Genomic DNA, 13,243 nt, shown 5'->3' on the forward strand with positions numbered 1-13,243 from the left:
TAAAGATGCCTACTGACCATTAGGGCGTGTCCTCATTTTAAAAATGGTGATAAAAATGAGATAAATTGCCGTCAAGCAAGGCAAGTAGCGCAAATAATATCGAGATATTAATAAGCTATTTGACGATGTTTGGCAAAATTTAGCCATTTTTAGCCCATTTAGAAAGTAATCGATTGAATTGAGGACACACCCTAACTATCAATAAATAGCTTTAATCTGTTAAACATTATCTAACAAGCAATTGATAAATCACGATGAATCCCCATAAAGTTTACAACTTCTTAATACTACCAATGACCTATGACACAAGATATCCAAGTCCCCAATACGGACAGCCAAAACGCTGGCAAACATAGTGACAATGACGTACGTCAGCGTTTCTTTATTGAAGATTCGCCCGTGCGCGGTGATGTGGTGCGCCTATCACGCAGCTATGCCAGCACGATTGCCCAAAAACCTTATCCTGAAGCGATTAAGCGCTTATTGGGTGAAATGCTGACAGCCGCCAGTTTGCTTATCGGCACAGTCAAAATCGATGGTCATCTGTCCATTCAGTTGCAATCATCAGACAGCGATAGCTTGCTAAACTGGGCAATGGCAGAATGCGATCAAGACGGTATCATCCGTGCCCTTGCCAGCTGGAAGGCTGAGACTGATGAGCAAATGCAGGCGTGGGAAAATATGACTCATGCCAAAGAGGCATTTGCTGAATTGGGTGCGATGGGTCAAGGCGTGTTATTTATTAACATTCAGCCTGAAGGCGGCGAACCCTATCAAGGCATCGTCGAGCGCAGCCATGACAATTTGGCAGACTGCTTAGCCCACTACCAAAAACAATCGGCGCAGATTCCAACCTTGATTAATTTGGCGTCTGATGGTCTGCAAGCGGGTGGAATGTTGGTACAAATGCTTCCTCGTACCGCTGAAGAAACCTATGAAGTCGAGCAAAACCAAGATGCGGGTATCGACGATGACTTATGGACACGTCTGAGCGTTTTGACGCGGACAGTGAAAGCTGAAGAGTTGACCACGCTTGATGCCAACGAAATCCTTTATCGCTTATATCATGAAGAAAAAGTCGTCGCGCCCGACCCTGTTGCTTTATCATTTGGTTGCACCTGCTCACGCGAGAAGTGTGAGATGGCCATTGAGCAAATCGGTGAAGCAGAAGTCTTAGACATCATTGATGAGCAAGGCGGTAACTTTGAGATGGATTGCGGATTTTGTGGCGAGATGTATAAATTTAATAAAGACGATGTGACCACGATATTTTCTGAGTGATTAGAATTTAATTTGGTTCGCTTAGTAATAGAAAAACCCTCAAGTATGATGCTTGGGGGTTTTTTATGTTATGGCTCAAGTTTATAAATGACAATATAAATGGTTTCGAGAATGCTTAATTGACTACTTCATCCACTTCTGGGTAAGAATAGATACGAGGATTCAGCCCATACTTTGCATCATGGGCATCACCTAGTCGGTTATCCAATAGCCAAGCAATAATTTGCTCATGTACTCTATCGCTGTAGATTAAATTCATGTGATTGACCCCATAAAAAATTGCCTTATGTCCCTCTGGTACTGCCAGCGTATGCTCTTCAGTATATTCGCCGAGTGCTGACTCTACTGAAACCAACCCGTCCCCAAGCAAACTTGTGGTCTTAGATTCATAATGCGTTTCAATCAAAGCTGCCGCCACTAAATACGTATTCACATGCAAAGGCAAATGCGTGGGATGACGAAACTCTGCTGGCAGTACGCTGCGTCCTTCGGCGGACTCCCAGTCAGCATCGCGAATACTGCCATAACGTAAATCAATAATACCGGCGCTACGCAAGTCACCCAGTTTAGCCAATGAGCCTGCAAAAGGCAGCTTAGCAATTTTATCTTGGACAAAATGTCCAATCTGCTCCAAGCTTGCACCATGATGCGGCGAGCCTAAGGTGACGAGGTTGCCCACGCGTTTGACCCAGCTAAAACCTTGCTCTTTGCCGTAAAACAGCGCACTACGACTCAACAAACCGCCCATACTATGACCGATTAAATCTATCTGAGTAACGTCTGGATTATTCTCAACCAAATCTTGCAAGACTTTTGCAAAGCTACGTCCATTGCTAGAAATACGCCGACCGGTATTATAATTTAAATACAGAACGGTCGCTTTTGGCAGGTGACTGACCAACGCTTCACCCAAGTTACTTTCTCCAGATACCTGCCAGCTCAAGTGGCTCATACAAAGCCCATGGCATAAGATAATAACGCGCCCTGACAGCGCGCTACTTTGCACACGATTATATTTATCGTATAGCACCATCGACACTGCTAATGGATTGTGATGAGTGATAAGGTGATCGCCCATGACGCCATTTAAAATATTGACCAAGCGACGTAAGTTTTTAGGCAAAGGTTGTACTTTTTTAGGCCGAGAAACAGTGTTATAAAGACGCAGCCCTGAGGCAAGATTATTGCCCACCAATTGCATCGTATAACGCACTGTGCCATAAATCCGCCCCGTGATACCACGCTGCCAGTGCTCAATATTGCCTTTATTAAACCGCCCTAAAGGACGTAGCAGAATCTCACGATGGATAGCCTCTACAATATCAGTAACTTCCACCACGCCCATCGTTGCCAACTGAGCCAAGCCTTCAAAAAAATCAACCAAAGTAATGGGCTGATGCGGTTTACTATAGCTGTTATCTACCGTTTCTGCGGTCAGCTCATCGACATAAATATAGTCGATTTTCGCCAACTCTTCATAGACATCACCCTGAAACCCTTCATCAGTATCCGACTCAATAGCAGTTGGGCGCCGAGTGGTGGCAAATAAGTCATGAATGATTTCTAAAGGTTTTGGACTGAGCATAATGTTGACATATCAAGCAATTAAAGGGGCTTTCCATACTATCCTGTAATTGCCATAAACAGAAGAGAATGATTTAATTATCAGGTATCTTTATTGTCAAAGAAAGGTTCCATCCAAGAACACCAACGCTTGCATATTAATAACTATCATCCAAAACACAAAATCCCAAGCCATGACTTGGGATTTTGTGTTGAGCAAGACGTATCAATGACCCTGAAAATAGTTAACTAGACAAATGACTCTGCCAGTATGACATCGCCATCTTCGCGAGTAATCATCACGGTCGCTGAGCGCGGCGTACTGCCTCCCGCAACAGCGCCCCAAGTATTACCCGGATGCTGAATATTGATAAATAAGGTTTTAAAGTCAGGAGCCATAGTAATACCTGTTACTTCACAGCCTTCAGGACCGACAAAAAAACGTTTGATATTGTCATTACTAGCAGGCATCCCAACTCGTGTTTGTTGTCCTGCTGAGGTCGTTATGGCTGTCCCATCACTGACTTTACCCGGCAGCGCCGCCAGCAACATACAGCTGGTGGTATCGGTATAAGCGCCGTCATCGGTCTGAATCCACAATACGCCACGCGGATCAAAGTACAAACCATCGGGAGAAGACAAATCATTGCTATCATTTAACTGTGACAAATTTTCTGCGGCCAGATCATAGGGCGTAGCAAACAGATAAATATCCCACTCAAAACTCATGGCCGCATGATCGCCACCTGCTTCTGCCCAGCGAATGATATGACCGTTGTCATTACCTGCTGCTTTTCCACCTGCCTGATAGCTACGCGGATTAGAGGCTGACACTGGTTGATCCTCACGTACGCCGCGATATTTATTATTGGTCAATGTGACGTACACCTCACCCGTCATAGGGCTAACCGACACCCATTCTGGACGATCCATCTTGGTTGCGCCGACCGCATCCGCTGCGGCACGAGCAAAGACTAAAACCTCATCTTGTCCATTAAAAGGCAATACCGTATTGGAAATATCCAGTCCATTTTGACTATGGACGAGTGCTTTCCATTCACCGCTACCATCTTCATTAAAGATAGCAACGTAGAGCGTGCCATCATTCAAATACTTATCACCTGCTTTTAAGCCACCACCGATATCACTATTTGACCATGTGGCTTTGGAGACAAACTTATAAATATATTCGCCCCGAGCATCGTCACCCATATAAAAGACCACCGGTTTGCCTTGTTCAACGGGCGCATAGGCGCAATTCTCATGAGCGAATCGACCCATAGCTGTACGTTTTTGTGGCGTTGAGTTTTGGTCAAATGGATCAATTTCGGTGATATAACCAAAGGTATTAAAGCCATTACGATAATCGTCAGCAGCACTCGTACCAACAGCGGTCATATCCCAGCGCGAAAACTCATCGGCTATCTTGGCATCTTTGGCTTCAGGTGTGTGCCACAGATACTCCCAGCCTGGGAAGTCCTCTGTTGCACCGTAGCGCTCACGACCATAGTTATGCCCCGCACTTAATCGGCTAGCATCTTGCCCACGGGCGAATACCCCTAAAAAGTTCTCTTCGGTGGTCAGATAGGTGCCCCAAGGTGACAACCCTGCGCCGCAGTTATTATTGATGCCACGAGTCTGAAAGCCTGTCGGATCAAACTTAGTCTTGACCAAATCAGAACCCGCAACTGGCCCTGTCAACTGCGCCGTACTACTACTTGTGAGACGGCGATTATATTTCGAATCAGGCACCATCTCATAGCCCATGCCATCAGCGCGGCGTTTCATCTCAACCACCGCTACCCCATGGCAATTGACTTCTCGGCGCACATCACTCGCGAGGCGACGATTTTGAAAGATGGGCGCGGCGTTGTTATCTTGGATCACATGATAGCCAAACGGACTCAGCTCACTACTGTTTACATATTCATGATTCATCACCAGTAGCCCATTCTCTGCCGCTTTGGCATCATATGCACCGCCCTTTTTACCAAAAAACCACATGCCATCATGATTATCACCCATGCGCCATTCGAATGACTCGGCCGACTGCTCACGGTTATCCTTCCAATCTTCAATCCCAAGCATAAGCGGTGTGCCAAGTGGCAATATCATTTCTGCTTTATAACCTTCTGCTACCGTCATCGTCTCGGCAGTTGAATGTGCCACTGCCGTAAACTTCAAAGTCTCAGGACGTTTGAGATCGCCCTGTGCAGGGATAGCCGCGTTATTATCAGCATTCTTGATAGGGCTACTGTCATCGTCATCGCTACAGCCAACCAAAGGTAGCGCCCCAAAAAACGCTGCCGCTGTCAATCCTGTGCCACCTTTGAGGATACTACGACGGTTTAAACGACGACTAATAATGGTTTGAAAATCGATATTGTCGGTCGGATTAGAATCTTCAACGATTTCATGGGCAAGTGGTTGTTTATTATTCAATAATGTCATTATCAGTCACCTTGCTATTAGGCTGGATTGGCAGAAAAGAGTTGCTAGCGGCTTTATAGTTACCGCCATCAAAATACGAATTCCGCTTAAGTCTACTGAGAGTTTATGACAGGACGTTGAAACATAGATGACAGTCTCATGACAGCACTTTGTAAGCACCTTATAAAACGAAAAAAATCCCAAGCGTTAACTTGGGATTTTTTGATAGCGTTGCTGCATTTGACGACTGATAAGATAGTCTTGCTACAGTAACTTATCGAACCTGCGCCTGCCATTCATGGGCACCGAGCTTCAATTTTAACGCATCACCTGCTTGTAATATACCAACGCCGCTCGGCGTACCAGTCATAATCACGTCACCTGCTTGTAAGCTAAAGGCATGGCTAATCTCTGCCAGTAATTCATAAACTGGAAATAACATCAAGGCACTATCACCATCTTGCTTAAGCTCATCATTAATATAAAGCTGATATTCGACATGGCTAAAATCACCAAACGCTTGCGGATCAACCCAATCAGCAAGTACACAGGCACCATCGAAACACTTAGCACGCTCCCATGGATGACCTTTTTCTTTGAGCTTACTTTGCAAGTCACGTAAGGTCAAATCAAGTCCCAAGGTCACGCCACCGATGGCTTGCCTCGCTTGCTCAATGTTAGCATCAGACAAATCTGCTGACAGTTGAATACAAAGCTCAGCTTCATAATGAGTATCACCATATATCTCAGGATTGGGGCGGACAATATCATGACGCACACTGACCACTGACGATGTTGGCTTCATAAATAAGATGGGCGATTTTGGTATCTCATTGCCAAGCTCGCGGGCGTGTTCCGCATAATTACGGCCGACACAGACCACCTTGCCGATGGATGCACGTACGCTATCATTAACAGTGGCGATGCTCACGTCATCATTGACGCTGGCAGCAATCGCATTGATTAAGGACATATGGGGTGATTGGCTCATACTAGGCACTCACAGCAGATTATTGATAGGTTGGTCATACATACTGCACTATCTGTCGCTATTTTTCTAGGGCTTATCTCCATTTTAAAAATAGTCATAAAAATGAGATAAATGGTAGTTAAACAAAAGAATAGCGGGTTAATATTAAGATATTAACCCGCTATTTCATTGATTTTTTTAGCCTTATTTTGAGCCAAACCATTAAGGTATGGTGTTGGTCATTACATCAGGCGGTACATAGCTTGCATGACGATTCATTCTTTTTTCAAACAATCTAAAGCTAAATAAAATCACCCATGACAATAAGAGATAAATAATACCAGCAGCAAAAAACAGCTCCATCAAGGTATAAGTGCGCGCACTAATCGTACGGGCAACACCCGTGATATCCATCAAAGCGATGGTTGACGCTAGCGCACTGCCTTTTAGCATAAAGATCACTTCATTGCTGTAGGCTGGAATGACAATACCAAAAGCACGAGGTAAGGTAATACGCGTGAGTTTCTGCCATTTGGACATACCGATGGCATCAGCTGCTTCAAGCTCACCAACAGGAATGGTCTGAATGGCACCGCGAATGATTTCTGCCAAATAAGCACTGGTATTCATGGTAAAGGCAATGATGGCACACCAATATGCCTGACTGAGTACAGGTTCCCATAAGAACGAATTGCGGACAGCTTCAAACTGTCCTAGACCATAATAAATCAAAAATATCTGTACCAGTAGCGGCGTGCCACGGAAGAAAAAGATATAAGCAAATGGTAATATCTGTACCAGCCAGTTCTTTGACAAGCGCAACTGCGCTAAAACCAAACCAAAAAACAAACCGATAATACCCGAGACAACAACCAGCTGCACGGTCAATACTGCCCCGTTAAGTAATTCAGGGATATTGTCAAAAATAACCTGCCAATTCCAATCCATAGTATCTCTCCTCTACCCTATGGTCGATTGACGGTGGGTTGACTGACGGCTCAGCTTTTTAGCATAGCGCGCCGCTGGATTGGCGCGCCATTCGAGCCACATCATAAAACCAGTAATCAACATGGTTAAACCCAGATAAATAATCGCTGCTGCCATATAAAAGGTGAATGGCTGCTGCGTTGATTGGGCGGCACGTGATGCCTGATACATGATGTCTTTGAGACCCACGACCGATACCAATGCAGTATCTTTGAGCAACACCAAAAACAAATTACCCAATCCTGGCAACGCAATCTGCCAAACTTGCGGCAAGGTAATGCGATAAAACGTCTGAAAAGGGCGCATACCAATCGCTTGCGCCGCTTCTCTCTGCCCTATCGGAATCTCTTGAATTGACATGCGAAAAATTTCAGTCGCATAAGCGCCAAACGCGATAGATAACGCCATCACGCCACCCCAAAAGGCACTGATCTCAACATATTCGTTATAGCCGAATTTTTTGAGAATCGTCATCAGCAGCATAGAGCCACCGTAATAGATGAACAGTACCAATAGCAACTCTGGAATACCGCGCATTGTCGCCGTATACACAGTCGCAATTTTACGCAGCAGCCAGACGTTGGACAGCTTAGCTGTGGCACCGAGCAGCCCTAAAGCCATGCCGATGACTAAACTGGTCATGGCAAGCTTGATGGTGACGGTAGCGCCGCTCAGTAGTAGCGCGCCAAATCCTTGTAAATCAAACACAATTATCCACTCAGTCTCTTTATATTAGCAATTTGCAAAATATGAGTTAAAAGAATCAGCATCAATAGCTGAGCGCTGCTAATAAACGTATTTTATACCAAATAGACCTTGGTATTTTGCGTCATAGATGGACGTCAAATCAATACGGTTATTGCAGCGGAAATTGACACAGTAGAAATGAGCGCTGATTTTATCATATTCGCTGCCAGCTATGTTAATACTCACACGTAAAAGCAGTGCTTAAATAGCCCCTTATCTTCTTAAAAATGCATTAAATCAGTCATATTTTTACAAACCGAACGCTCAATATTATAAGACCAAACTATTTTTTATAAAAAATAAAAAAAGGATACCGCTATTAAAGCAATACCCTTTCTATAAAGTGGAATCCAACTTAACCTACTAGACATCATCATTCTAACGGTTACGATGCAAGCATTCTGAACACGCCCTAAGGCTTATTCAGCAGGTTTTTCTGTCGAATCAGTCATGGCCGTTGAGCTTGACGCTGGAATCGCAAAATATTTTTGATTGATTTTATCGTAAGTGCCATCCGCTTTAATATTGACCAATGACTTATTAATTTTTGCTTGTAATGCATCGCCCGGACGCACCGCGATGGCAAAATTATCATTGATGTCAATCTCTTGACCTTTAAGCGCATACTGACTGCCTGAGGTGGAGCCAAGCCACTCTAGCGCTGGCAGCTTATCAGACACCATCGCATCGACCCGATTTGAGCCCAAATCCAAAAACGCATTACTTAGCGTATCATAAAGCTTCATATCAGCATTTGGATAAGCGTTTTCTAACCACTGCGAAGAAATGGTCGAGCGCTGAGCGGCAATGGAATGCGCATTGATATCATCGCTATTGCTAGGATCGAAGCTACTGTCTTTTTTGGCCAAAAACACCAAGGTATTACTAAAATACGGCTCTGTAAAACTGACTTGTTGCTCACGCTCAGGAGTCACCGACATAGCGGCCACAATCGCATCATACTTACCCGCTTTAAGACCGGGGATAATACCGTCCCAATCTTGCGCTGTAATTTCACACGTCACCTGCATATCGGCACAGATAGCGTTGGCAATATCAACATCGAAACCGCCAAGTGTGCCATCCGCATTGGTATAGTTAAAGGGGGCGTAAGCGCCCTCGGTACCAATGCGTAACACCTCACCCGTCGCTGCTGTCTCAGCTGCGTCTGGGCTGTTATTATCATTTGCATCATTTTGACCATTGCTACACCCTGCTAAGGTTAAAAGCGCCGCCAGCGTAACCAAAGGCGGTGAAAAACGTCGCGCCTTGATGCCATTGATGACAGATGCGTTCGCGATTGCACAGTGTTGGTCAAAATGGTTGTTCATGATCATCCTTGGGGTTTGTGAATAAAAATAACACTCATCTCTATGAGTGAATATCGCCATACGTGACAGCCATATCAGCCGAGCACAGAGATGAACTATGATATTAGTTAGTCGCCGCTTCAGCTGGTTCTTCTTTCACTTCAACAGCATCATCGCCCTCAACCACCATCACTTCTTTTGCGTCGGTGGTTGCCACTGCTTTTTGCGCGGCAGCGGTGGTGCTGGTGCCGAAATAGCTGCCTGTGATTTGGTCATAAGTACCGTTTTCTTTTAACTCAGCCAATGCTTTATTGAACTTAGCGACCAATGGATCGCCTTTACGAAGTGCGATACCCATGGCATCTTCATCAGTGCTAATTTCTTGTCCTTTTACTTCATAGTCTTTACCAGCATCAGTTTTTAGCCAATCAAGGCCAGTAACTTTATCGGACATCATCGCCCGCACGCGACCTGAAGTCAGATCCAGATATGCATTATCTTGGGTGTCATAGAGCTTGATATCAGCATCTGCATGTTCATCCTGCAAGTACTGTGAAGCAACGGTTGAGCGCTGTGAGGCAATTGGCTGACCTTTTAATGCATCTATGCTAATGTCATCACCTTTTTTACCAATTAAGATAATGCCAGTGTGAAAGTACGGGTCAGTAAATTCAACCACTTCTTTACGCTCAGGCGTGATTGACATACCCGCGATAATTGCATCGAATTTTTGGGCATTTAGACCAGGAATCAGACCGTCCCAATCTTGTGAGATGACTTCACATTTTGCTTTCATTTGTGCACACAGAGCATCGACCAGCTCAATCTCATAACCAATTAATTTGCCATCAGCATCGGTATAACTGAATGGCTTATAGCTTGATTCGGTGGCAATTTTTATGTTCATAGGTGCATCCGCTGTGCTGTCAGCTGCCGCCCCATCTTCAGGCGTTGCGCTATTATTACAACCGGCCAGCATAAGCATCGCGGCACTTAATGGCGCAAGCCAAAGCGCCTTGGTTTTTAATGATGATGTCATTGATATTGTCATGTTTGCTATTCCTTCATTTTTCAATCAGAAGATTATTGACCAAAGTTCGCTTGCTCAAGACGTGCCAGCTCACCGTTACTACGGATTTCGCTGAGTGCTTTATTAAAGTCGTCTCTGAGTGGGTCACCTTTACGAACAGCAATGGCAATATTATCGTCATTGTCGATTTCGTCACCAACGATACCAAAGCCTTCAGGGTTGTCTGCTAACCATGATTTGGCAGAGACTTTTTCTGCCAATACCGCATCGCTACGACCAGACTTTAGATCCAGATAAGCATTGTCATAATTGTCATACAACTGCACGGTATTGCCGTCTTTGCCTTCATAGTTATCTTGTAAATAAGCGCCAGGCGTGGTTGAACGTTGACCACCAAGTGTCAAATCTTTGATCGCCATAGGATCAAAGCCACCTTTTGTGTCGGTCAGCCAAACCATCGTATTGGCAAAGTAAGGCTCGGTAAAGTCGACTTTTTCTTGACGCTCAGGCGTAATAGACATACCGGCAATCACTGCATCATATTTTTGTGCCAAGAGACCTGGAATAATGCCATCCCAATCTTGAGCGACGATTTCACATTTGGCTTGCATCTGTTTACATAAAGCATTGGCAACGTCAATATCGTAGCCTGCCAAGCTGCCATCAGCATTGGTGTAGTTAAAAGGAGGGTAAGCACCTTCGGTCGCGATACGAATGGTCTTGCCAGCCGTTTCTGCTGCAGTGGCGTCAGTGTTGCTATCAGTGGTTTCATTAGCCGGTTGACTACAGGCGCTCAGCATCAATGCGGCGGTAACGGTCATCGATGACCACAATAGGCGAGAATTCGACATCATACATTCCTTAAATTCTGATGAGTTTTTAATGTAGGGTTCTGATATTTTGTTCTCTGACGTCCCTGCCAGACAAGCAATATAGATAGCAGAATACACAAGCAGCCGTCATTACTGACCACCTGTAAACCTTCTGATAATACCTGAGTAAAATATCAAAAACAAACGTTTTACATACCGACTGTTATTAACGCGTAATAAACGGTCAACGCTGCTTACTAAGCAGTAATTTTATGCTTAAAATAAAACGACGATAGGATGGTAAGAATATTACCACCCCATTTTTGAATATATAAATGACGCTGAATACAAGGCTAGTTCTGACGATGCGATGCCATAAAGTCTTTGACACGCTCAGAGGTAGGATTATCAAAAACTTGCTCGGGCGTGCCAATCTCTTCAATCACGCCTTGATGCAAGAACACCACTTTGCTTGATACTTCTCTCGCAAAACGCATCTCATGGGTGACAATAAGCATAGTGCGCCCTTCTTCTGCCAACTCACGCATGACGGCGAGCACTTCATTGACCAGCTCAGGATCTAAGGCTGAGGTGGGCTCATCGAACAGCAGCACTTGTGGCTGCATGGCAAGCGCACGGGCAATCGCCACACGCTGACGCTGTCCGCCAGACAAATTCGCTGGATACGCGTCTTTCTTATCAAGCAGACCAACTTTATCGAGCAGTTTTTCAGCATCACTGATCGCTTGATCTTTTTTAATCTTTAAAACCTGCGTCGGCCCTTCGATGATGTTTTGCAAGATCGTTTTATGCGGCCACAAGTTAAAGTTTTGGAAAACAAAACCCACGCGCGCGCGCAAGCTTTCTAATTGCTTGATATCGACCGCTTGCAGCTCACCTGACTTGGCAGGCTTGAGCATCAGCTCATCATTACCGATAATAATACGACCTTGATTGGGCTTTTCGAGCAAATTAATGCAGCGCAACAAGGTAGATTTACCTGAGCCTGATGAGCCCAAAATAGAGATAACATCACCGTCGTATGCGGTAAGGGACACCCCTTTTAGCACTGCTAATGAGCCGTAGCTTTTATGGATGTCTTGTAGGTCTAGGGCGATAGGCCGAGTCGGATCTTTTGCAATATCAAGCATGGTTTAGCAGACTTCCAATAAATATGAGTGAAAACAAGAATAAAAATAAAAAAAATAGCGGCATAGATAATATCAGCATTGATCATAGCATTATCGTGATAAGGCGATGATTCGTGACATAAAGAGAAAAAATGACACATTGTCTCTTATTACACAACAAAAAGGCAAATCCTGTATTGAACCAGCCCATCAATCAATGCTTAATAAGTGGTAAATAAATACAAATACACCATTAAATAGCTAACATAAAAAAGCCCAGACTGTATTTACAGCACTGAGCCTTATTTTATCACTTTCGTGTACTGGGCGTTGTTTTATCTGATTATCTAATTTTATCGTCTCATATCATCCATTTGTGACAACCGTTTAATCACGCCAGCAGTCCCAATATGCATAGCAAGTTAATCAAAAATACTATTAAGGATTATTCCCAGTAGCGACTTAATACGTCGAGACATGTTCTTCGCTCTCAGTGCCATCCAGCACTTCTGCGTCATCTGCTGTTGCCACCGCTACATCGTCATTATTACCCACTGCCATGCCATCATCGGCGCTAGCAACTGCAATATCATCGCCAGCGCCTGCTGTCGCAACGCCAGTAGCCTCTTCCTCTACTGCTGTTTGTGCATCAACGGCTGGGGCAGTTTCCATAGGGGCTTCATCTTTTTTACCGCAAGCACCCAATGTCAATGCGGCGGCGACCAAACCAACTGTCAACCAGTTCTTACGCATGGTGTTTTCGGCATTGTCATTGCTAATGGCCATTTTTATTCTCCATTGTTATTTAATTTATTGAATTGATATTTGCTTTATCAGCAGCCATTCATACATTAATGTCTGTATTTTAACTGCTTTCTCTTACAGTAATTAAGCCCTACTATACGTATGATTAATTATCGCTACCTTAGTAGTTACAGCGCAGTTCTGTTAAAGGCACGTAACCGCAAAAATGTGTTTTCCCT

General features: G+C 44.4%; 11 protein-coding genes. 1 reads left to right on the plus strand and 10 read right to left on the minus strand.

Annotated elements, in window-relative coordinates:
• The first annotated feature begins 300 nt into the window (after positions 1–300).
• The gene (gene hslO / locus JFC10_RS08735; RefSeq protein ID WP_198332520.1) at positions 301–1,281 is read left to right on the plus strand and encodes an Hsp33 family molecular chaperone HslO; all 981 of its coding nucleotides are present in this window, start codon (positions 301–303) and stop codon (positions 1,279–1,281) included.
• 115 nt (positions 1,282–1,396) lie between these two features.
• Here the strand turns inward: hslO and JFC10_RS08740 are convergent, their stop codons facing one another.
• The 10 genes from JFC10_RS08740 to JFC10_RS08785 all read right to left on the minus strand — a co-directional run bounded on the left by JFC10_RS08740 (position 1,397) and on the right by JFC10_RS08785 (position 13,046).
• Positions 1,397–2,866: an esterase/lipase family protein gene (locus JFC10_RS08740; protein ID WP_198332521.1), complete on the minus strand. Its 1,470-nt coding sequence runs from the start codon at positions 2,864–2,866 to the stop codon at positions 1,397–1,399.
• A 227-nt stretch (positions 2,867–3,093) separates the two neighbouring features.
• Positions 3,094–5,295 (minus strand): PhoX family protein, encoded by a 2,202-nt coding sequence (locus JFC10_RS08745; RefSeq protein WP_198332522.1) that lies wholly within the window; start codon positions 5,293–5,295, stop codon positions 3,094–3,096.
• Positions 5,296–5,548: 253 nt separating this feature from the next.
• Positions 5,549–6,265: a fumarylacetoacetate hydrolase family protein gene (locus JFC10_RS08750; RefSeq protein WP_198332523.1), complete on the minus strand. Its 717-nt coding sequence runs from the start codon at positions 6,263–6,265 to the stop codon at positions 5,549–5,551.
• Between the two features lie 201 nt (positions 6,266–6,466).
• Positions 6,467–7,192, minus strand: coding sequence for an ABC transporter permease (locus JFC10_RS08755; RefSeq protein ID WP_193007750.1), 726 nt, complete (start codon positions 7,190–7,192; stop codon positions 6,467–6,469).
• 12 nt (positions 7,193–7,204) lie between these two features.
• Positions 7,205–7,939 (minus strand): ABC transporter permease, encoded by a 735-nt coding sequence (locus tag JFC10_RS08760; protein WP_193007751.1) that lies wholly within the window; start codon positions 7,937–7,939, stop codon positions 7,205–7,207.
• A 458-nt stretch (positions 7,940–8,397) separates the two neighbouring features.
• Positions 8,398–9,309: an ABC transporter substrate-binding protein gene (locus tag JFC10_RS08765; RefSeq protein ID WP_198332524.1), complete on the minus strand. Its 912-nt coding sequence runs from the start codon at positions 9,307–9,309 to the stop codon at positions 8,398–8,400.
• 103 nt (positions 9,310–9,412) lie between these two features.
• Positions 9,413–10,339 (minus strand): transporter substrate-binding domain-containing protein, encoded by a 927-nt coding sequence (locus tag JFC10_RS08770; RefSeq protein ID WP_198332525.1) that lies wholly within the window; start codon positions 10,337–10,339, stop codon positions 9,413–9,415.
• A gap of 32 nt (positions 10,340–10,371) precedes the next feature.
• On the minus strand, positions 10,372–11,172 hold the full coding sequence (locus JFC10_RS08775; protein WP_193012451.1) for a transporter substrate-binding domain-containing protein: 801 nt from the start codon (positions 11,170–11,172) through the stop codon (positions 10,372–10,374).
• A 311-nt stretch (positions 11,173–11,483) separates the two neighbouring features.
• Positions 11,484–12,281, minus strand: coding sequence for an ABC transporter ATP-binding protein (locus tag JFC10_RS08780; protein WP_198332526.1), 798 nt, complete (start codon positions 12,279–12,281; stop codon positions 11,484–11,486).
• Positions 12,282–12,722: 441 nt separating this feature from the next.
• On the minus strand, positions 12,723–13,046 hold the full coding sequence (locus tag JFC10_RS08785; RefSeq protein ID WP_198332527.1) for a hypothetical protein: 324 nt from the start codon (positions 13,044–13,046) through the stop codon (positions 12,723–12,725).
• Between the last annotated feature and the right edge of the window lie 197 nt (positions 13,047–13,243).

The sequence above is a fragment of the Psychrobacter aquimaris genome (assembly GCF_016107525.1).
Classification (GTDB): domain Bacteria; phylum Pseudomonadota; class Gammaproteobacteria; order Pseudomonadales; family Moraxellaceae; genus Psychrobacter; species Psychrobacter aquimaris.